This window comes from Staphylococcus sp. 2S1 (assembly GCF_046721335.1).
Taxonomy (GTDB): Bacteria; Bacillota; Bacilli; order Staphylococcales; family Staphylococcaceae; genus Staphylococcus; species Staphylococcus equorum_A.
Window position 1 is genome coordinate 2,828,533 of sequence record NZ_JBEUUJ010000003.1, and the last position, 21,631, is coordinate 2,850,163.

Here is a 21,631-nt window from a genome sequence, read left to right on the forward strand (position 1 = left end):
AGTAGTTATCTATTTCAATACTCTTTTTGCATAGTGCATTATTTTCAGTTAACTAACAAGATAAGTACTAAGAAAAATGATTTATACCGTCCCTTTTATATAAAAACAAATAAAACTGCTTACACATGTTATAAGACTGTGTAAGCAGTTTTTCTGTAGGAATTCATTCATACATCCTAATATGATTTATCTATGATTTGTTTTTCTTATTACGTTTATTAATAATTTTATCTTTCAAGCTAAATAGTATTTCGTATATAACAGGTACTACAATTAACGTTAATAGCGTAGATGAAATTAATCCACCTATAACTGTCGCCGCCATACCTTTTGAAATAATAATTGAGCTATCTTCACCAAACAACATTGGTAATAATGCGCCAATTGTAGCTATAGCTGTCATAAGAATCGGTCTAATACGCGTACCACCGACTTCTAATAACGCTTCTTTCATTTCCAGACCTTGTTTTTCTTTATTAATAACTCTATCTACCAACACAATCGCATTTGTTACTACGATACCAATCAGCATGAGCATACCAATCATACTTGGTACGGATATCGTTTCACCCGTTAAGACAAGAGCGATTACTACACCTATAACAGTATATGGAAGAGAGAATAGAATTGTAAATGGTGCGAGTGCGCCTTTGAACGTCAGAACAAGCACTAAATAAACAATTATTATTGTCGCTATCATTGCTAATACTAATTGTGATATAGCTTTGCTTATATCTTCATTAGCCCCGCCTACTTTTGTTTCTACGTTATTAGGCTTATCTATATCGTTTACTTTAGATATTACTTTTTGAGCCATGCCACCGACATCATCGTTTGTTACTTTTGTAGAAACTGTTGCAGTGTAATCACCGGCTTCTGTTTCAATTTTATTAGGTGTAGATGATTTTTCTAAATCGGCAATCTCACTTAACTCAATAGATTGACCTGTTGGTGTTTGTACTTCTGTGCTTTCTAATTTTTCTTCTGTCCAGTTTTTATCTTTATCTTCTTTAACTTTTACATCTATGGATTTACCTTTTTCTTTAACAGTCGTAACCGTTTGTTCAGGTGTATTTTGATTTAATGTCATTGCTAATTGCGAAGCTGACAAGCCATAGCTTGAAGCTTTATTTTGATCGACTTTGATATTATATTGCTCATAAGTTTGTGATAAGTCTGACTTAACATTAGCTAGTCCTTTAACATCTTTCATTTCGTCTTCAACTTTTTTTACAGTTCCTTCAATTGAATCTAATGATGGACCAGTTACTGCAATTTCTAATGCTTTGTTGTCTGTGCCGGTGCCCATATCTTGGTTACCCCAAGTACCAGGGTGTTTATATTCTTCAATATGACTAAGCACTTTATCAGGTTCTTCATCAAAATTTGGTGTGTTGGAATCATATTCCACCATTATTGCCATACTATTTGAACTTCCAGTAGGATCTGTCGGCGTTGCACCACCCACTGAATATTGAACTGTATTCACTTTATCTTTTTTATTTAAATATTTCTGTACTTCTTCTGCGTGATTTAGAACGCCTTCTTCAGTTTCACCGGGTTCCGGCGTATATGTAAGTGCCATATACTTATCTTCCCCTGTGGAAATAAAGCTTGTTCCAAGTTTAGCAACGACCCAGTCCAATACTTGCTATCAAAATGAGTGTACTAATTATAATTACAATCCATTTATGATTTAATGACCAGTTTAATACTTTTTTGTAATTACTACCTATCAAACCTAATTTCTTTTCTCTACGTTGTTTAATTCCCTTTTTAAAGAATGTTGCACTTAATGCTGGAACAATCGTTACAGAAACAAGAAGTGATGCTAATAAACTAAAAGCAATTGCTAGGGCAAATGGTCTAAACATTTGACCTACGGAACCTGTTACAAAGACAAGTGGCAAGAATACAATAATTGTCACTATAGTAGATGATAAAATTGGTTTAAATACTTCACTTGTAGCACTTATAACTAATTTATCTCCGCTTAATTTCTCATCTTTATCTGACAAACGTCTGTATATATTTTCTACTACTACAATTGAATCATCAATTACACGCCCTATGGCAACAGTTAATGCGCCTAAAGTAAGAATGTTTAATGAAACATCTGATAATTTTAATGCCACCATCGCTATTAAGATAGACATTGGTATGGATACGATTGAAATTGCAGTCGTTCTAATATTTCTTAAGAATAGTAAGATAACGATAATCGCAACCATTGTACCTAAGGTCGCTTTTTCAATCATAGTGTAAAGAGAGTCTTGAATAGGTTTCGCTGTATCCATGACTTTAGTTGAATTGACATCAGGATTTTCTTTAACAAATTTATCGATTTCATTTTTGGTATCTTCAGCTACTTTTACAGTATTGGCGTCTTGTGATTTAGTAACCTGTACATTCACCGCGTCTTTACCATTTGTTTTTGAAATAGATTCACGTACATCCCCTACAGAGACGTCGGCAATATCATCTAGCTTCACTGATGGTACGCTTTCACCACCTGAGCCACTACTTGCTCCGGCACCTTGCATTGCAGAACCTTGTGAAGAAGCTCCCGCACCACCTTGACTTTGTGCTCGCACCTTGTTGACCTGAATCACTTGCACTTTGTCCTTGAGCCCTAGATCCAGCACCCGCAGTTAGTGGGATTTCTAAATCTTTCAATGCATCTACGGATGTAAATTGACCATCAATGACAACAGACTTTTCTGTCTTATCAAATTGGAATAACCCGAGAGGTGTTTCACTTGTAGCACTCTTTAGAAATTGTTGAACACTTTCTGCACTCAAACCACTTTCCTGTAATTTTTCTTGATCAAATTTCACAGATACTTCTCGTGACGTTTGACCGTTAAGTTGTGCAGTTTGTATACCTTCAATTGTTTCTAAACGTGGAATCAGTTCGTTGTTAATTTTACTTGTCGTATCTTTGAGGTTATCTTCCTTATTACTAAATGAATAAGCTACGATAGGAAATGCATCCATTGAACTTCTTGTTAGTTCTGGTTCCTCAACCTCTTCATCAAATTTAATCTTATCGATTTCTTTCTGTAAATCATTTTCTGCTTTATCCATATCTGCAGTTTCTTCATATTCTACAGTTACCATTGAAGCATTTTGTATAGATTGAGCGCTCACGCTCTTAACATCAGACATAGACCTAACTTGACTATCTATTTTATCACTAATGTCTTCCTTTACTGTTTCTGGAGTCGCACCCGGTAATGCTGTTTGTATTGTAATCATTGGTGGTTCAACATCGGGTAATAGTTCGAGTTTCATTTTGGAACTCGAGTATATGCCGCCTAATATAACTAACAAGACCATTAAGAATATTGCAAATTTATTTCCTAATGAAAACTGTAGTAATTTTTTTATCATGCACTTAATCTCCTCTCGTACTTTCATTTCGCTATATCCAATTTACCATAAGTCTCTAATTTACAATATCATACATGCTAATAATTTTATAAAATATTTTGAATTTTTAAATCTATTCAACAATAAAAAAATACACAGCATAAAGTTTTATAAATTTTAATTCAAAACTTTATATTGTGTATTTTTACGTTTAATTAATTTACTAGCTTTTACTTACGTTTTAATTTACGAGATATTTTAATTTTCGCTTTAGTAAGCTTTGGTTTTACATTTTCAATTATTTGATAAAGTGGTTTGTTTAATACATAGTCAAACTCACCTATTTTTTCACTTAAATATGTGCCCCAAACTTTTTTGAATGTCCACAAGCCATAGTGATCAGAGTCTTTATCAGGATCATTATCAGTACCACCAAAATCATAAGTTGTCGCACCATGTTCCCTAGCATATTGCATCATAGCAAACTGCATATGGTGGTTTGGTAGAAAATCACGATATTCATTTGAAGAAGCACCATATAGGTAGTATGATTTGTTACCTGCGAACATTAACAACGCGCCTGACAGATACATACCTTCAGGGTGAGATAGTTCTAATTTTTCCATATCTTCAATTAATTCTTGGGTTTTAACGATTTTATTATTTACATCGTTGATTTTATTTAGTGTTTTTTTATCTTGTTTTTTTTCAGCTAATTTAACTTTTTCTTGCTCAAGTTGTAATAAGTCTTCTCTTAAATCTTTGAGTACTGGCTTAGGCTCTAATTTAACTAAGAATAATTCTGCATCGCCATCTGGATTCATAGCATCGTAGATATTTTGGAAATAACTAATATCACGCGTTAAAAAGCCATCACGTTCACCTGTAATTTGCATTAAGTTGGCAAATGTTTTTAAACCTTCTCTATTAGAACGCTCAACAGTCGTACCACGTTTTAAAGCTAATCTGACTTTTGAACGATTACGTCTTTCAAAACTTTGTATAAGTTCTTCATCTGACTTTTCAATTGGTGTAATCATTGTCATTCTTGGTTGTATATAATCTTTAGATAAACCTTCTTTAAATCCTTTGTGCTTAAATCCTAGTGATCTTAGGTTTGTTAATGCGTCAACACCTTTATCTACTTCAACATCTGGATCAATTTTAATAGCATAGGCTTTTTCTTCTTTTGCAATTTGCATTGCGTACTCTAAAAGCGTTTCTAATGCGAGTTTATTACTGTAATCTGTAACAAAACCTCTAGAGATATAGCATAACGTATATGGTAACTTAGGTACCTTTTTGAATAACAGTTGAGCAACGCCTTTTACTTCGCCCTCTTCTCCAACTGCGATACGTTTTGAATACCATCCAGTTAGTGTTTTTGTTTCTGCCCATTTTGTTAATTGTAATAAATCACCTTGTGGGTGCGATTTAACAAACGCATCATGTGCTTGATTTGTGATATTCATCTTTTCCATACAACTAATGTCTCCTTTACCAATTCAATACTTTGATATTATACATTGCTTCGCTCATAATTTCACATATAAACAGTTCATTTGCTATACTATATTAAAAGAAAAAGCGAGGTGTTTTCATGCGTATTTTTATTATTGGATTATTACTGATTATTAATTTAATCTTTGTAGTTCAAGCTTTTATCGAACCACTGTCAATATCATACTTAAGCTTAAGAGTTATTTTAGCGGCGTTGTCTTTTGTTATATGCGTATACTTATTATTATTGCGCACACATAAAGTCGCCACGTATTTAACTATTTTAACACTTATTATTTCATTGATACACATTTTCATTATTGCACATAGCGCGTATATTTATATTTATTAATCTGCCTCAAATTGGTAACTTGTTCCTCGAATAATTAAAGTATAAGATGATGAAGTTTTATCGTCTCGTAATGTGACTGATTTATACCCTGAGTGTTCACCATCATAAATGTGGTAAACGACATCATCATTTTTTAATTTTAATGCAGTATACGTTTTAGTTTCACTTATTTTTTCCATATCAAACCAATATTCCCATTTTTTTACAGTATGCTCTCGTTCTGTGCTGTGTAAATTAATTGTTTTAATCGTAAATTCTTTTTGTTGCAACGGTTCTAATTTTGCATTTCTCACTTCTTCAGCTTCATTCCACTGGATAAAAAATGGTGGTTTTACTCTATAATCTGGATCTGCAATATAAAGCAATTTCCAAGATGTTTTATCACCTTTCACATTTTCCCTATGCATATCTATAGGGCCGATGACCTCTATATTTCTCGTTTCCAAATCTTTTTTCAATTGATGAATATCTTGCGTACGAAATGCCAGCGTCTTTATACCTTGACTATAATTATCTTGCACTATTTTTGAAGGAAACGATACACGTCCTTCATCTGTTTTTATCATTTTTAATAATACGTCAGGTTTATACACATCTAATAACTCTATATATGCATTATTTAAATAGGCTAATCTGTTATAAGTTCCCAATCTTTCATGATTGCCACCTTGATGTAATTTAAACAAATGTCCCGGATATTTAAAGTTATCTAATTGATGAATATAATGAATCATATGGTCTAATTTTAAATACTGCATTAGGTATCTCCCTTATTTTAGCTTTGACTATATCTTAACAAATTGTATACCACTTTACTTGTCTTAACTAACGCTACGGAATAAATTTCTTATCTCCATAAACTTTTTCTTTAATTTTTAATGTTTTTACATCGCCTACTATTGATTTTTTTATTAAAAAAGAATAGAATAAGTATGCTATAAATTAAGTTAGCAAAGCTAACTATATTAGGAGGTCATTATGGAAAACAATCTTGTTTTTAATAACCTTATTGGCATTTATAGACCATACACCAAATTGTTTCAACCTATATTTGAAGCGTTTGATCTATATCCTGCTCAATGGTTGGTATTTAAAGATATAGCTTACAATGCGCCTACTACTTTGGTACAAATATCAAAGCGCCGTGCCATTGAGAAACCGACAACACGTAAGATTTTAAAAGTACTTTCTGAAAAATCATTGCTTTCAATTGAACCTGGTATTGATAAAAGGGAGAAGTTATTAACGCTCTCAAAAGAAGGGCAGCTATTATATGACAATATGAGTGCTCGAGTTGATAAGGTGCAAGATCAGCTTATTAATGAAACAGGATTATCTGAAGACGATCTTAAACAGGCAATTAAGACCATTCAATCAATACATGAAGCTATAACAAAAATGGAGGAAGCGTAATATGAACCAAGCTATAACAACAAAATCACCCATATGGACAAAAAGTTTTAATATAAACTTTATAACCAATTTTTTAATATACTTATGTATGTACTTACTTATAGTAATTATCGCCGACTATACTAAATCTGAATATAATGTTTCAGATAGCACCGCCGGCTTAGTAACAGGGCTCTTTATCATAGGTTCTTTAATCGGACGTTTTGTAACTGGTAAATATGTAAATAAAGTTGGTCCTAAACGTATATTATTAATTGGATTAGTATTTTTACTCATTACCCAATTATTATATTTTATAGAAGGTTCTTTAGCATTACTCATGTTTACTAGATTAATCAACGGTATCGCTACAGGAATTACTACAACGGCAACAGGTACCATCGCCGCTTATGTCACACCTAATGATAGAAAAAGTGAAGGCATTAGTTTATTTTCTTTAAGTCTTGTCATGGGTGCGGCTATTGGTCCTTTCCTTGGATTACTTTTAATTAATGCTTTTCCAATTAAGATATTATTCTTAATTTGTCTCATTTGTGGTGTAGTAAGCTTATTAATTTCTTTCTTTGTAAACTTACAATTTAAACTCGATACGACTGATACAACTACTCAAAAAACAACGAGTAAAAAATTCAACATCAATAATTACATTGCAAAAGAAGCTATTCCGGTTGCAATAATTATGTTGATTTCAGGTTTAACTTATTCTTCAATACTTACATTCTTGCAATTCTTTGCTCAAGAGATAAATTTAGTAACGATTTCTAGTTACTTCTTTATATTCTATGCCATTGCATCACTGATTACTCGACCAATTGCGGGTCGACTTATGGATCAAAAAAATGAGAATGTCATTGCATATCCTGCCTTTGTATTCTTAATCCTTACATTCGTTACTTTAAGTATTACAAATAATGGTTGGTTACTCATTCTTGCCGGCTTGTTCTTAGGTGCAGGTTATGGAAATATTTCATCCTGTATGCAAGCTATTGCCATTAAAGTATCACCACCTGCTAAATATGGTATAGCAACTTCAACCTATTTTATCGGACTAGACTTAGGCGTTGGATTTGGACCATATGTTTTAGGATTCATGACATCCTCCGTATCTTATGCACAATTATATGCTATTATGGCCGTCATCGTACTCATAGCGACTATAATTTATTTCTTTTTACATGGCAGAAAAGTTAAAACAACTTAACTCATTACAATAAAAAGAGAACGGGAAGGAATCAAATGTTGATTTCGTAGTCCCGCTCTCTTTTTTATGTATGTTTTATTATTGTGCTACTTTAATATTTTCTATTTCTTGAATAATGTCATCAAAAATTTTAGTTTGAACATCATTGAAATAATAATAAACTTGTCTTTCGTCTGTTTCAGAACGAACTTTAGACATAAGTTCTTTTTTATAAATTTTTCGTATAATCACATCAATCTTGCTCGTATCCCATAACATTTCGAAATGAAGTGTATCTCTCAATTCCTTTCCGCTGATTTTTTTAGATTCATAAACCTTATACAACACAACAAATTCTTCAATTGATAAATGATGAACTGTTTTCAACCAATGCTTTAATTGACTCAATGCTCTTTCAGAAGTTATAAAATAAGATACTTTAGTTTCCATAATAATGGCCTCCTCATCGTCTTTTCTTGTTGTTTTAATGGCTTTATAATGAATAAGCTTCGAAAATATTATATAACATTTTCTTCATTAAATCTATTATTTTAAAAGTAATAGATAAATTTTTTTTACTATTGTCTTTCATTTATATCGTTTCTTATACATACCAAGCATTTTTTTGTTTTACTTAAATCCCTAAAGTAAATATAAACATTTTTTATTAATAGATTATCTTAAAAAATGCTTTATTTTAAAATTCAAAATTGTTAATATTAACTGCTTTTTTGTTAAATAAATAGAGTGATTTTTATTTACCTTGTGATTTAATACAAAAAACGCTGAAAGCATATTTAATTAAGTCTGCCTCAGCGTTTCGTGGTATTAAATGTTATATCAGTGTCAAAACTATATCGAACCTAATTGTAAGATTTACAATTACTTAATGATACTAACCACCAATATAGTTCATATTAATTTTTTTGCGTTTTCTATTTGCTACGGTTTGTTCTGTACGTTCATCTGAATATCTATCATCTCTAACATTCCACAGTACTTTGAACTGTTCAAATAGCTCCTCATCCGTTGCTCCGAGCACGCATAAATGATTTCACATTAAAACCATCTACTGTACTAAATAAACAACTATAAAACTTACCGTCTGATGACAATCTCCCACGTGTACATGTAGAGCAGAAAGATTGAGATACACTAGTGATAAGGCCAAACTGTGCGCCATTATCTTTATGTCGATAATATTTAGCAACTTCACCAAAATATTTTGGCTCAACAGATTCAATATCAAATTCATTTTCTATCATATTTAGCATTTCATCTTTTGTTACCACTTTACTAAAATCCCATCCATTATCGTTTCCAACATCCATAAATTCTATAAATCTAATCTCAATATCTTTCTCTTTGAAATATTGAATCATAGGTAAAATTTGATTGTCATTTACACCTTTTTGTATAACCACATTTACTTTCACGTGGAATCCTATGGAAATTGCATAATCAATCTGTTGCAATATTGTAGAAGCTTTTATATTTCTATTATTAATCGCTTGAAACACTTTGTCTTCGATTGCATCTAAACTCACATTAATACGTCTTAAACCTGCATCGTATAATTTTTGACCGTGTTTTTTTAATAATAAGCCATTTGTCGTTAGACCAATATCTTCTACACCATCAATCTGATTTAATTCATAAATTAATTTATATAAATCACGTCTGAGTAACGGTTCACCGCCTGTAATACGTATTTTTTTCACGCCTAATTGTGTGTATACTTTCGAAATACGTACCATTTCATCAAATGTAAGAAGCTCGTCTTTAGGTAAGAAAACAAAATCATCGCCAAATATTTCTTTAGGCATGCAATAATCACAACGAAAGTTGCATCGATCTGTAACTGACAATCTTAAGTCACGTATCGGACGCCCGAGTTTATCAGTGATTTGTTCTACCATATCGTTAGCCCCCTTTATCTATTTATAATTTCATGTTGTAAAGCGTCCAAATCATGCTCGGAAATTAATATTTTTATACCAATATTCAGGTGATTCAATTGTGTTAACATCTAACCAGTCGCTCGCAACTTTAGTATAAACATTCTTTAAACTATAATCATCTGAATCCAGTGCCTTATCAATGTAAGTTAAAGTATGTGGACTGTAAAAAGCAAGTGTAGGTATCGGTCTACCCGCTTCTTGAAAACCTGCAATATCTAACTGGTCTTCAATAAGGTGTTCCACCATAAATTGGTATAATTTACTTATCGCTTTTTGAGTAATCATAGGTGTGTCAACGGAAATAACAAAGAATAGTTCTTCCTCTAGGTATTGGCTCATGACTGATCTAATACCTGCCAAAGGCCCTTTATCTTTATTCTGGTGTTCATCTATAATTATATTAGGGTAATCAAATTGTGTCGCAAGATTTTCATTGGTACTTATAATAATTTGATTAAACATGTTCGTTGCTTCTAACACATCTATAATTCGCTCATAAAATGCTTGCGATTCAATTTGTGCAAAAGCCTTAGGTTTACCGAATCTCTCTGACTGTCCTCCGGCAAGTATAATTGCTTTCATCTCTTCTTTACCCTCCGCTAACTGGTGGAATCAATGCGACAGTGTCATTAGGTTGGACAATGTCATCATTTTTCACAAATTCTTCATTTACCGCTATTTGAAATTTTTTATCGCTAATACTAGGATAACGTTTAAATAAATCTGTAATAAATTCATCTACAGTAATATCATAACTTAAATCGATGTCTTCTGATTGTTTTGCTAATATTTCTTTTATCTCTGCAAAATAAAGCACTCTCATGATTGTCCTCCTTCAATCGCATCCTCATAACTTCCATGTTGATGTCCTTGCCATTGTGCACCATCTTCCCATATTTCCTTTTTCCAAATAGGTACGATTTCTTTGATACGCTCAATTGCATATTCATTTGCTCTATAAGCATCTTTTCGATGTGGTGAAGAAACACTGATGAGTACTGCAATATCTGAAATAGCTAACGGGCCTATTCTATGCACGATTGCTGTTTGTGTACCTGGCCATTGCTGTGAAATTTCATCGCCAATTTGAGCTAACTTTTTTTCTGCCATAGGTATATAGGCTTCATACTCTAAATGCTCTGTTTTAATTCCTTTTGTCCATTCCCTTACATGACCTGTAAAAACAACAACTGCACCTTGATGTTCGTTCAGTACATAAGATCTATATTGCTCTGTCTGTATTGGCTCGCTTGTCACTTCAAATTGCTTCATTTAATTCATTCCTTTGATATTAAAAAAGATAATAACCATTGGTCATACTGACGTAAAGCCTCTGGTTTTGATATATTAATGGCATACTTAATATGTGTTAAATGATTTAGTGCATTACGGTCATTTTCATCACGGTAGACTAACACTTTATCGTAACTTGCTTCTTTAAAACCCTCTACTAATATTACGTTACTGTCTATTGTAACAGATTCATCTATGATTTCATCAAGCGTTTTGTTTTGTGTTCTGGTGACACTTTGTTGGTAAGCATTACCCTGAACAATACTTTGATCTGCACTCGCATAAAAGTGTTTCATATGGTCAACATGATTATTTTGCAATGTGATATCATGATAATCTTCAGAGTTATGATGTCCATGATGTTTCACCGTTGCTACTGTGAGATGATGTTCTTTTAACACCTGAATTGTATGTGCCATTAATGTCGTTTTCCCAGAGTTTTTCAATCCAACAATTTGTAAAATCATATAAAGCATTCCGTTTCATAAGCTTGTGATTCAGTTAATATTACATTTACCGTATAACCTTTTTTATATCCTCTTGTTCCACCTGGTAACATAATCATTGCATTACTATGTGCAATTGCAACAACTGCACCTGATTTGTTAAATCCTGAAGGAACTGCTGTCATTTCTTTCCCGTTAAAAGTGGCCGTAGCGCGAATAAATCTCGTAAATGGGTTTGCTTTTGTAAAATCTTCCATCAATGTAGCTTGCACGACTTGAGGATAGAGTGCATTTGCATGCATCATATGTTGAACTGCTGGCTTAACGTATAATTCAAAGCCGGTAAAGCATGCTGATGGATTTCCAGATAAACCAAATAGATACTTACCTTCTGCTACTGCCACTGTCGTCACACTTCCTGGACGCATAGCAATTTTATTAAAAAGGACTTCAGCATTTAATGCTTCGTATATTTGTGGTAAATAGTCAAAATCCCCCACTGATACACCACCTGTAGTAATGACGATATCATGTTGTTGCATTGCTTCAGTAACCACTTGGATACTACTTTTTAAATCATCTTGTTGTATTTGATAACGCTCTACTTGTAAGTCTAATTTATTAGCCAATGCAGTAATCATTGGTCCATTAGAATTCCTAATTTTTCCAGGTTCTAAATCATCACTTACATCTAATAGCTCACTGCCGGTAGCAATTACGGCTACGCTTGGTTTTTTAAAAACAGGAACTTGTGCATAGCCATATGTAGCTAATACTGCAATGGCACCAGGATTAATTTGTTGTCCTTTTTGTAAAATAACATCACCTATTTGAGTTTCTTCACCTTTTAAAGAGACGTTCTCATTAGGTTTAAATGCTTTACGTAATGTGAAACTTTGTCCTTGTTCTACTGTTTGTTCTAACATGACAACTGCGTCTGCACCTTCGAGGCATCGTCGCACCTGTCATAATTCGAACTGCTTCAAACGCACCAACTTTTTTATCTGAAACAGTACCGGCGCCAATATGGTCAATCACATTGAAAGTGAGACGGTGCGCACCACTTGCATTCGTTGTATCTTTACTTCTAATGGCAAAACCATCATAAGGTGATTTGTTGAAACGTGGAATTTCGTATGTAGCAACAATATCTTCAGCCAATATATGGTTTAAGTCGGCATCTAGAGGCACTGTAGTCTCATCCATATAAATATTTTGACTCACAACACGTTCAATGGCTTCACCGACTGGAATTGGATTTCTTTTCTCAACTGGCATCTAAATCTACTCCTTATATTAATTAATTTCGTGATATACTAGAAAACGATTAGGAGGGATATGTTTGTCTGAATTTACACATATTAATGAACAGGGCAATGCTAAAATGGTAGATGTTTCTGAAAAAAACATTACGAAACGTACTGCAATTGCACATTCAAGCATTACCGTAAACCCAGAAATCTATCAACAAATTGTTGATCATACAAATAAAAAAGGAAATGTGCTTAACACTGCACAAATTGCAGGTATTATGGCTGCTAAAAACACTGCTGATATTATTCCAATGTGTCATCCTTTACCATTAACAGGTATTGATGTTGAATTTCAGTGGCAGAAGCATGCGCAATCTTTCACTTTGAATATCCAAGCAACCGTGTCTACTACTGGAAAAACAGGTGTCGAAATGGAAGCATTAACTGCCGCAACTGCTGTAGCACTTACTGTATATGACATGACAAAAGCTTTAGACAAAGGTATGGTCATTGGCGAAACTTATTTACTCTCTAAATCTGGTGGTAAATCTGGTGATTTTCAACGTAAAGCATAATTTAATATTTGCGTTCAACTCGAATAAAGTCTCTAGGGCATAACTACATATCTCAGCATCAACTATTATATTTGTAGTAGCTGTCTGACATTTAAATGTACTTGTTTCAAGCTCTTGTATTCCTTTTTCTAGTAAACCTTGTGAGGGGGACAGACTTCAAATTTCATATTTTGATTCTTGTCACCCTCTTTTATTTAGTTATTTCTTTAACTAAATGATTTAATTCTGGTTTTATTAACTTCTCCAATGCTAATTTAACAGCTCCAGTAGATCCTGGGATACTAAAAATTAACTTGTCACCTACTGTCCCCGCGATTGCTCGAGACAATAATGCTCTCGTACCTACATCCTCAGCATAACTGAGATATCTAAACAACTCTCCAAATCCTTCAATTTCTTTAGTGAAAAATGAGGATACTGCTTCTATAGTTACATCTCTTTGTGCAATACCAGTGCCTCCTGTAGTAACAATCACATCGATGTCTTCACTTAACCATTGCTCAACTTGCATTTGAATCGCTTCTTGTTCATCTTTCACTATTTTATAATGCGCCTTATCAATTGAAACATTCAATTCCGATAACAGTTCTATTACTAATTTACCGCCCTTGTCAGTCTTATAATCTCTTGTATCAGAAACTGTCAATACTGCACATCTTATATCTTGATCTAACTTAACATTTGTATGCATTTTTACACCCCTTTAGCCGAATAATCGGTTTATTAAAGTAATCGCTTGTTGAGGGTTTGTCATACCATGAATCAGTAATCTCCCGCCTTTAAAGCTAACAATGCGATAACCATTATATTCAAAGTGAATCATATAAGGATTACGTCGGTATGCAATATTTTGCTGAGTTAAAAATGATTCTAGCATTTCCTGGGAAATATTAGGGTTTTCGTATTGCACTGTGTCCCTACCACACAAACTAGCAAACTGTCGTTTCGTTTCATTTAAATGTGGATATGTAGGGTTGCGACCACAAGTTTTGCAATCGCTCCGTTGTAGTTTACTAAACCCAAATGTAAAGTGCGTCCCTTCCCATAAGTCTCCATACGTTACTTTAGTCGGCACGTGTTGTTCTGTTAAAATTTTCAGCGCATCCCTCATCTGTAAACTTGTTGTCATCGTCACTGCGGGTTGAATTACACCTACCGTATCACATGTCATATTTATAGCTGGTAACTGTGGCACTAAGCAATTAAAACATGGTGTGTGTCCTGGAATAAAAGCAGTTTCTACATAAGTACTTTGGACTACACCGCCATAAATCCACGGTATGCCTTTTTGAAAAGCAAAATCATTAATCAACTGTCTCGTTTCAAAGTTATCTGTTGCATCTAATATCAGTTGAGCTGAACCAGCATTATCCTCTAAAAACTGACGATTTACATGTGCAATATAACTATGAATCTTCAAATCTTGTCGAATATCTAATAATTTTTCTTTAGCGACAACAACTTTGGGCAATCCTTCTAGCGCATCGGCTTCATTAAACAACGTTTGTCTTTGAAGATTACTATATTCAATATAATCTCTGTCTACAATAGTTAGTGTACCAACCCCTGCTCTAACTAAACTTTCAGCAAGGTGTGTGCCAAGTGCCCCCATGCCTACAATGAGCACGTGTGAATTCATGATTTTATCTTGTCCTTCAGGACCTATATGTTTAAATAACGTTTGTCTTGAATAGCGGTCTTTTGTCACTACAATAACCCTCTCTATACATCATTGTATCCATTATAAATCTTGCATGCGATAGTAACAACGGTTTGCCATCAATATTACAAAAAGTAGTGAATTCCCTATGTAGTTTTTTGATTTTGAGCACTCACAATGCTCGATATAACTAGAAATGGTTAAAGATTTTATTAATACACTTAATACGCTCTAAATCATGGCGCACGTTACTTATAAAGCATATCCTTTAAATATATGTTCGTGTTACAATAAGTTAACTATTACATGGAGGTGAATCAATGGCACGTTCAAAAGACTATGAACAACTATTGGAGCAAGCAAAAGATATCGTCATCAATTCAATTGGAGAAACGATGGATCTTTATGGAGTCAATCGTAGTGTAGGTAATCTATATGGCACGATGGTTTTTGAACAAAGTAGTATGACACTAGATGAAATGCGTTATGAATTACAAATGAGTAAGCCCAGTATGAGTGCAGGTGTTAAAAGACTGCAAGAATTTGATGGCGTAAAACAAGAGTTTGTTCGAGGAAGTAGAAAACAACACTTTACTGCTGAAAAAGACTTTTTTACGTTTTTTGGAAACTTCTTTTCACAAAAATGGAAACGTGAAATCAAATTGAATTCAGAAGCAATATATAAAGCTGAATCTTTATTGAATCCCATTATTCATTCAGAAACTGCTACACCTGAAATCATTGAAGAAGCACAAGAAATTTTTGAGCAAATAGAACATTCTAAACTCTATTATGCTTGGTTATCTACTCTAACTGATGCGCTCAATTCAGGAGAAATATTTGATTATTTTCCAATTCCGGAAAATAAATCATAATCGATAGCAACACAAAACGCCTCCCTATTTCATGATAGGAGGCGTTTTTGTATCTATAGAATGCATGATAATCCTAAATGTTTCAAGCTGAATTTTTTATGTTTGGATTTTTAATCCGTCGTAAGCAATGGTGCATGATAATCCACTATGTAATAGTCGTTGTTCTAGCACTTTAGTATCATCCATAGTGAGGCCTTCCGTGGATTCTATATGTGTAAAATAAGTGTGTGTCGCATTTATTTCTCTAGCAATTTTAACACTTTCATCAAAACTTAATTCATTTGATTCCTTTAGTACCCCGTTTTCTAGTAAACGCTCACCAGTAATTGGATTAACTTCATTACTTCCAAAAGGTAATATAGCAACATCTATGTTTTGGAATTTTTGTGAAGGTACGAAACCTTTCATTTCATCAGGTATAATCAATATGCTCTGTTCTATGGCATTGATATAAAAACCAAAAGCAATACTTTCAGGAAGTTGAATCCATTCTATTTTAATATCATCTATTGTTAATAGAGCATCATTCTCTACCACTTCTAACTCTATCACGCCAATTTGAGTTAAATAATTCAAATGATTCCAATGACCTAAATAAGTTTTGAAATCTGCTACTTCTTGCTGAGTTATATATATCTTTGTCTTTCTAGAATTTGGTTTTTTATTTTTAAAATCATAATTTAATGTCTCCCAAATCCTCAATCCCATCGTATGATCAGGATGCCAATGTGAGTATAAAGCATGTTTTATTTCAGAAATTTGAGCACGTCGTAGTTGAGTGAATATATCCTCAGAAGTATCTATTAGTAATTGGATATCATGAATATATATTCCAGGGCCGGTTCGCAAACTCGATTCTTTATGTTGAGATACTGAATTATAAAGCGTAGGAATACCCCCTGCTGTTCCTAAAAACTCGATATTCATTATCTTACCCCCTTATTTAAAAAATGACCGTTAGATTCCGATATAGAAAATAACAGCCACTTATTCAATTTGTCATTTATATTTATTTTTGTGTGCGATCTCAATCAATATTAATCACTTCATGAGCCAGTGCCTCTGCTTCGTAATTAGAATGTGTTACAAAAATAATTGGTATTTGCCACTCTTCAAATATGCGCTTTACTAATTGAATACTTTCATCTTTAGTTGTATCATCCAAGCTTGAAAATGGTTCATCTAATAATATGAGGTCTGGTCTAGTGCTTAACGTTCTTGCTAATGCCACACGTTGGGATTCTCCTCCAGATAGTCTCATTGGAAACTGTGATTTTAAATGCGTAATGTTTAATTGATGCATTAAAGTCTCTATATGTTCGGAAGGTTGCGCCATAAAAGTTATATTCTGATACACATCCATATTAGGAAACAATTGATAATCTTGGAATAAGTAGCCAATATTACGCTGTTGAATTTTCACATCTATATTGTTATGCGTATCAGTTAAAATATGTTCATTTACTTCTATATGTGCCTTATCTGCACTTTTCAATCCTGCTATAATATTTAAAATTGTTGTTTTACCAATGCACTGATGGGCCTTTAACTGCATAAATTTTAGGTTTAGTATCTTGGAGACTCATATGTAATTGTGTGTTTTTGAGCGCATGCTCTAAATGTAATGCCAACAACTAATCTACCTCCCGATAACGGTCTTTATTCAACACATTGATTGTGCCAATTACTGTAATAGCAAATGCAACAAGGACGATCACCCACAACCATGCTTGATTTTCTTTACCTTGTTCTACCAAAAAGTATATTTCTAAAGGTAACGTATTGGTTTTATTAGGTATGTAACCGGCAACCATCAGTGTCGCACCAAATTCTCCTATCGCTCGGGCAAAGCTCATCATAATGCCTGATAATATTGGACGCTTTGACAACGGTAAAATTAATTTAAAAAATATCTTGTTTTCACTTGCACCCATCGTTCGGGCAGTATTGAGCATTTTATTATCTATACTACGAAAGCCTTGGACAGTATGCTTGATACATCAATGGAAAACTCACAATCACAGATGCAATAACTGCTCCAGTCAGTGTAAAAACTACTGGTAAATGCAATACATCCGTAAAAAATGCACCAATAAAACTTCTAGGTGAAAACACAATTAATAAAATAAATCCCATAACTGTTGGTGGTAACACAATAGGTAAAATAATTATACTTTCTAAGATTCTAGCAATAAAACCATGTCGTTTATACAACCATCTCGAAATAACGATACCAATAAAAGTAACGATGATTGTACTAATAACAGCTACTTTGAGTGATATCCAAAATGGTGTAACATCTATCATTGCTAAAACCTCCTATGCTTCAAATTGATATTTTTCTAATATTTCTTTAGCTTCGTCTGTCTTAAGAAAGTCGATCCATGCTTTAGCTAATTGCTTATCAGATGTTGTCGTTGCTTTATAAACAATGGGTTGCTTCAAATCAACTGTATTGATTTCTTTAACATGACTCTCGCCATTTTGCTGACTTTGATATAAGTCAGTTTTATACACATACCCTAATTGTGCATTACCTTTTTCAACATAGTTTAGTACTTGTCGCACGTCTTTAGCAAATACTAAATTAGGTTTTACTTGTTCATATAAATTATTATCTTTTAAATATTGCTGAGCATATTTACCTGCCGGCACCGAGTTCACCTCACCAATGGCTAATTTATCGCCTTCTTGTAGCGTTCCCACTGATTTATAATTACTGTCCTTAGCACCAATAAGTACGAGTTTATTTTTAGCATATTCATATGTATTTTGTGCTTTATCTTTATCTTGTAATGCATCAACGTCTTTCTTGTTTGCTGACATAAACACATCTACAGGTGCGCCTTTTTCAATCTGTTGTCTTAATGAACCAGACCCACCATAGTTAAATGTAACATTGGCATCTTTATGATTTGCTTCAAACGCTCGCTTCAATTCTTTAGTTGTATCAGTCAGACTCGCTGCTGCTGAGATATGTAATTCTTGTTTTTTATCATTCTCCTCAGAATTGCTATCATTTTTGCGCTCACTATTTCCATTTGAACATCCTGTTAATACTAGACATAGCGTCATAAACATTACGATTAAATATTTTATTTTCATCTAAAACAACTCCTATCACTTATAATTATATTCTTATTCATAAAAAAACAAAAGACCTAAATGATAGTATTTTGGCCTTTTGTAAGCGTATGTTTTGATGATTTTGATGTGCTATTTTATAGTTGTTCAATAAAGCGTTTAAACGCGTGATGACCTTGTTCTGTATTTTTAAATACGCCAAGCATCTTCTAATACACGTTTAAATTTAAATCCTACTTCTTTATCTACAACTTCATCGACATTATTTACATTAATATCATATGATTGTTTCATTTCTTCAGCCCATTGTTGATGTATTCCTAAATCTATTTGAGTTTTATCTAGTAAATAATCTTTAACTTGTTGTAATTCTTGTTTTAGTCGTCCTGGTAATATAGCAGTCCCCATCACTTCAATTAGGCCTATATTTTCTTTCTTGATATGTTGCACGTCTTTATGTGGATGGAAGATGCCGTCAGGGAATTGTTCTGAAGTTTGATTGTCTCGTAAGACAATGTCTAATTCATATTGTTGTTGTCTATATCTTGCGATTGGCGTAATCGTATGATGACGTTCACCATCACTACTAAATGCTTTAATATCTACACTATCATCCGAATATTGATTCCATTGTGTCATGACATAAGTAGCCGCTTCAATCAGTTGCGCTCTATCGTCACCTTTCAAACGAATCACACTCATTGGCCAATTTAAAGTGCTAGCTTGAACTGATGGATAATTAGCAATAGTAAATTGATTTATTTCAGCGACATTATCCATCGGAAATACATGTCTTCCAGTTTGATAATGATTATGCGATAAAATTGATCCCCCCACAAGTGGTATATCTGCGTTAGACCCAATGAAATAATGAGGAAATTGATCTATAAAATCTAACAAGTTAATGAAAGTATTTTTATTGATTTCCATAGGGACATGTTGTTCAGATAAAACAATACTATGTTCAGCAAAATAGGCATATGGCGAAAATTGAAAGCCCCACTGTTCACCATTTAAATTCAAGCGAATCACACGGTGATTTGTTCTTGCGACTTGTAGCACTGATCCTTTAAAGCCTTCATTTTCTATGCATAATGCACATTTCGGATAAGCGGTAGGCGGTGCTTCTTTAGCTTTTGCAATTTGCTGTGCATCTTTTTCAGGTTTTGATAGATTGATCGTGACTTCAATATCTCCGTATTCAGTAGCAACATCATAATTAATATTATTCGCAATTGCATCTTCTTTAACATAGTGATTACGTTTAGTTATGTCATAAAAATAATCTGTAGCCGCTTCTGGTGACTGTTTATATGCCTCGTTAAACTTGCGGTTAATTACCGATGGGCGTGGTGTAATTAAGTCTAAAATTTGAGCTTCAACAATTTCTTTACTATATAATGCATCTTCAATACAATTTTCACTAATAGCTTGGCGAATCCAATATTGTGTAATTTCATTTGCCGTTGCATCTTTATTTAATTCAGAGACTGTTGAATCATCAATACCTTTTGCATTTAAATTACGCAATAGTTGGTTTTGAATATAAATGCTATCTTCTTCTTCATAATCACCATACGAAATTGCTTGTGATACAAATTGTTGTACTAATTGTTGATTTAATAACATGCATTAACCCTCCACATTTTCTTGATATCCATTTGGATGTTGATGATGCCATTGCCACGCTGAATTAATAATATCGTTAATGTTATCGTGTTGCGGTTTCCAGCCAAGCACTTGTTGCGCCTTATCACTTGATGCGATTAATTTACTTGGGTCGCCTCGCTCTTCTTTCACCTACCACTGCTTTAATAGGTTCATTTGTTACTGTTCTTGCGACTTCTAGAATTTCAAATACCGAATAACCTTGACTACTTCCTAAATTAAATGCACCAGATGCTCCGCCGTTTTGTAAATGTTGATACGCCAAAATATGCGCATCTATTAAATCAACGACATGAAGATAATCGCGAATACATGACCCATCTTCTGTATCATAATTATCACCGAATATTGTTAAGTGCTCTCTTTGTCCAAGTGCGACTTCTAATACAATTGGTATAAGGTGTGTCTCAGGACGGTGGTCTTCACCAATGGCACCATTTTCTTTAGCACCTGCAACATTAAAATAACGTAGCGCCGCATAATTAACGCCATATGCTTCATGACTCCAGTGCATCATTTTCTCCATCATCAACTTACTTTCACCATATGGACTTGTAGGTGTTTTAGAATCTTCCTCAGTAATAGGTACTGAATCTGGTTCACCATAAACTGCAGCTGTCGAAGAAAAAATAATATGTTCTACTTGATGGTCATACATAACTTCTAATAACACTTGTAATCCGTGCACATTATTATTGAAATAGGCTAACGGTTTTTCTACAGATTCACCAACTAAAGAATAGGCGCAAAAATGGAAGACACCTTCGATGCTTTCATTATTAAAGACATCATCTAAAAAGACTTTGTCTCGAATATCTCCTTCATAAAATGTAGCTTCGCTATGCACAGTCGCTCTATGTCCTGTACCTAGATTATCTACTACAATAACGTTGTATCCTCTTGTAATTAATTGATCTACCGCATGACTTCCTATATAACCAGCGCCACCTAAAACTAAAACAGACATATACAAAATCCTTTCTCTATTCATTGATTAAT

At 33.5% G+C, this 21,631-nt stretch carries 14 protein-coding genes and 8 pseudogenes; 4 read left to right on the top strand and 18 right to left on the bottom strand.

Features of this window, described 5'->3' with window-relative positions; genetic code table 11:
- Positions 1–190: 190 nt before the first annotated feature.
- The 3 genes and pseudogenes from ABLV90_RS14880 to ABLV90_RS14890 form a co-directional block, all read right to left on the bottom strand.
- Positions 191–3,393, bottom strand: a pseudogene (locus tag ABLV90_RS14880) (efflux RND transporter permease subunit).
- A gap of 209 nt (positions 3,394–3,602) precedes the next feature.
- Complete coding sequence (locus ABLV90_RS14885; protein WP_460872835.1) at positions 3,603–4,853, bottom strand: lipid II:glycine glycyltransferase FemX; 1,251 nt, start codon at positions 4,851–4,853, stop codon at positions 3,603–3,605.
- A gap of 367 nt (positions 4,854–5,220) precedes the next feature.
- Positions 5,221–5,982, bottom strand: a complete 762-nt coding sequence (locus ABLV90_RS14890; protein WP_046465830.1) for a VOC family protein — start codon at positions 5,980–5,982, stop codon at positions 5,221–5,223.
- A gap of 220 nt (positions 5,983–6,202) precedes the next feature.
- On the opposite strand from ABLV90_RS14890, the gene ABLV90_RS14895 reads away from it, so the two are divergent.
- Positions 6,203–6,637: a MarR family winged helix-turn-helix transcriptional regulator gene (locus ABLV90_RS14895; RefSeq protein ID WP_427706727.1), complete on the top strand. Its 435-nt coding sequence runs from the start codon at positions 6,203–6,205 to the stop codon at positions 6,635–6,637.
- Position 6,638: 1 nt separating this feature from the next.
- Positions 6,639–7,838, top strand: coding sequence for an MFS transporter (locus tag ABLV90_RS14900; protein WP_460872836.1), 1,200 nt, complete (start codon positions 6,639–6,641; stop codon positions 7,836–7,838).
- A 78-nt stretch (positions 7,839–7,916) separates the two neighbouring features.
- Here ABLV90_RS14900 and ABLV90_RS14905 read toward each other — a convergent pair whose 3' ends face one another.
- The 7 genes and pseudogenes from ABLV90_RS14905 to glp all read right to left on the bottom strand — a co-directional run bounded on the left by ABLV90_RS14905 (position 7,917) and on the right by glp (position 12,795).
- Positions 7,917–8,267 carry a SarA family transcriptional regulator gene (locus ABLV90_RS14905; protein WP_427706723.1) on the bottom strand — a complete coding sequence of 117 codons (351 nt, stop codon included), beginning with the start codon at positions 8,265–8,267 and terminating at the stop codon, positions 7,917–7,919.
- Between the two features lie 445 nt (positions 8,268–8,712).
- A pseudogene (moaA, locus tag ABLV90_RS14910) lies at positions 8,713–9,736 on the bottom strand (GTP 3',8-cyclase MoaA).
- Between the two features lie 14 nt (positions 9,737–9,750).
- Positions 9,751–10,360, bottom strand: a pseudogene (gene mobA / locus ABLV90_RS14915) (molybdenum cofactor guanylyltransferase MobA).
- Positions 10,361–10,367: 7 nt separating this feature from the next.
- Positions 10,368–10,601 carry a molybdopterin converting factor subunit 1 gene (gene moaD / locus ABLV90_RS14920; RefSeq protein WP_046465836.1) on the bottom strand — a complete coding sequence of 78 codons (234 nt, stop codon included), beginning with the start codon at positions 10,599–10,601 and terminating at the stop codon, positions 10,368–10,370.
- Entirely contained in the window at positions 10,598–11,050 is a 453-nt protein-coding gene (locus ABLV90_RS14925; protein WP_427706719.1) for a molybdenum cofactor biosynthesis protein MoaE, read from the bottom strand. The genes moaD and ABLV90_RS14925 overlap by 4 nt, the downstream gene beginning before the upstream one ends.
- A 5-nt stretch (positions 11,051–11,055) precedes the next feature.
- A complete protein-coding gene (mobB, locus tag ABLV90_RS14930) occupies positions 11,056–11,538 on the bottom strand; it encodes a molybdopterin-guanine dinucleotide biosynthesis protein B (RefSeq protein ID WP_460872837.1) in 483 nt (160 codons plus the stop codon).
- A pseudogene (glp, locus tag ABLV90_RS14935) lies at positions 11,535–12,795 on the bottom strand (gephyrin-like molybdotransferase Glp). Before glp ends, mobB begins: the two are co-directional and overlap by 4 nt.
- 64 nt (positions 12,796–12,859) lie before the next feature.
- Here glp and moaC point away from each other — a divergent pair.
- A complete protein-coding gene (gene moaC / locus ABLV90_RS14940) occupies positions 12,860–13,345 on the top strand; it encodes a cyclic pyranopterin monophosphate synthase MoaC (protein ID WP_046465840.1) in 486 nt (161 codons plus the stop codon).
- A gap of 190 nt (positions 13,346–13,535) precedes the next feature.
- Here moaC and ABLV90_RS14945 read toward each other — a convergent pair whose 3' ends face one another.
- Entirely contained in the window at positions 13,536–14,036 is a 501-nt protein-coding gene (locus ABLV90_RS14945) for a MogA/MoaB family molybdenum cofactor biosynthesis protein (RefSeq protein ID WP_046465841.1), read from the bottom strand.
- Positions 14,037–14,048: 12 nt separating this feature from the next.
- Complete coding sequence (locus ABLV90_RS14950; RefSeq protein ID WP_460872838.1) at positions 14,049–15,053, bottom strand: ThiF family adenylyltransferase; 1,005 nt, start codon at positions 15,051–15,053, stop codon at positions 14,049–14,051.
- Positions 15,054–15,325: 272 nt separating this feature from the next.
- On the opposite strand from ABLV90_RS14950, the gene cudC reads away from it, so the two are divergent.
- Positions 15,326–15,880 (top strand): choline uptake/conversion transcriptional regulator CudC, encoded by a 555-nt coding sequence (gene cudC / locus ABLV90_RS14955; RefSeq protein WP_046465843.1) that lies wholly within the window; start codon positions 15,326–15,328, stop codon positions 15,878–15,880.
- 96 nt (positions 15,881–15,976) lie between these two features.
- On the opposite strand, the gene ABLV90_RS14960 is transcribed toward cudC, so the two are convergent.
- From ABLV90_RS14960 to galE, 6 genes and pseudogenes are all read right to left on the bottom strand, one after another.
- The gene (locus tag ABLV90_RS14960) at positions 15,977–16,807 is read right to left on the bottom strand and encodes an MBL fold metallo-hydrolase (RefSeq protein ID WP_427706713.1); all 831 of its coding nucleotides are present in this window, start codon (positions 16,805–16,807) and stop codon (positions 15,977–15,979) included.
- A gap of 100 nt (positions 16,808–16,907) precedes the next feature.
- A pseudogene (locus tag ABLV90_RS14965) lies at positions 16,908–17,514 on the bottom strand (ATP-binding cassette domain-containing protein).
- Positions 17,515–18,187 (bottom strand): annotated as a pseudogene (modB, locus tag ABLV90_RS14970) (molybdate ABC transporter permease subunit).
- Between the two features lie 12 nt (positions 18,188–18,199).
- On the bottom strand, positions 18,200–18,985 hold the full coding sequence (modA, locus tag ABLV90_RS14975) for a molybdate ABC transporter substrate-binding protein (RefSeq protein WP_460872839.1): 786 nt from the start codon (positions 18,983–18,985) through the stop codon (positions 18,200–18,202).
- A 116-nt stretch (positions 18,986–19,101) separates the two neighbouring features.
- Positions 19,102–20,593, bottom strand: a pseudogene (galT, locus tag ABLV90_RS14980) (UDP-glucose--hexose-1-phosphate uridylyltransferase).
- Positions 20,594–20,596: 3 nt separating this feature from the next.
- A pseudogene (galE, locus tag ABLV90_RS14985) lies at positions 20,597–21,599 on the bottom strand (UDP-glucose 4-epimerase GalE).
- Positions 21,600–21,631: the final 32 nt, after the last annotated feature.

Bases quoted from the DNA above. Each gene is read 5' to 3' on its own strand.
- ABLV90_RS14895 (WP_427706727.1), top strand. From the start codon at position 6,203: ATGGAAAACAATCTTGTTTTTAATAACCTTATTGGCATTTATAGACCA.
- ABLV90_RS14890 (WP_046465830.1), bottom strand. From the start codon at position 5,982: ATGCAGTATTTAAAATTAGACCATATGATTCATTATATTCATCAATTA.
- ABLV90_RS14925 (WP_427706719.1), bottom strand. From the start codon at position 11,050: ATGAAGCAATTTGAAGTGACAAGCGAGCCAATACAGACAGAGCAATAT.
- ABLV90_RS14960 (WP_427706713.1), bottom strand. From the start codon at position 16,807: ATGAATATCGAGTTTTTAGGAACAGCAGGGGGTATTCCTACGCTTTAT.
- mobB (WP_460872837.1), bottom strand. From the start codon at position 11,538: ATGATTTTACAAATTGTTGGATTGAAAAACTCTGGGAAAACGACATTA.
- moaD (WP_046465836.1), bottom strand. From the start codon at position 10,601: ATGAGAGTGCTTTATTTTGCAGAGATAAAAGAAATATTAGCAAAACAA.
- ABLV90_RS14905 (WP_427706723.1), bottom strand. From the start codon at position 8,267: ATGGAAACTAAAGTATCTTATTTTATAACTTCTGAAAGAGCATTGAGT.
- modA (WP_460872839.1), bottom strand. From the start codon at position 18,985: ATGAAAATAAAATATTTAATCGTAATGTTTATGACGCTATGTCTAGTA.
- ABLV90_RS14885 (WP_460872835.1), bottom strand. From the start codon at position 4,853: ATGGAAAAGATGAATATCACAAATCAAGCACATGATGCGTTTGTTAAA.
- cudC (WP_046465843.1), top strand. From the start codon at position 15,326: ATGGCACGTTCAAAAGACTATGAACAACTATTGGAGCAAGCAAAAGAT.
- ABLV90_RS14900 (WP_460872836.1), top strand. From the start codon at position 6,639: ATGAACCAAGCTATAACAACAAAATCACCCATATGGACAAAAAGTTTT.
- ABLV90_RS14945 (WP_046465841.1), bottom strand. From the start codon at position 14,036: ATGCATACAAATGTTAAGTTAGATCAAGATATAAGATGTGCAGTATTG.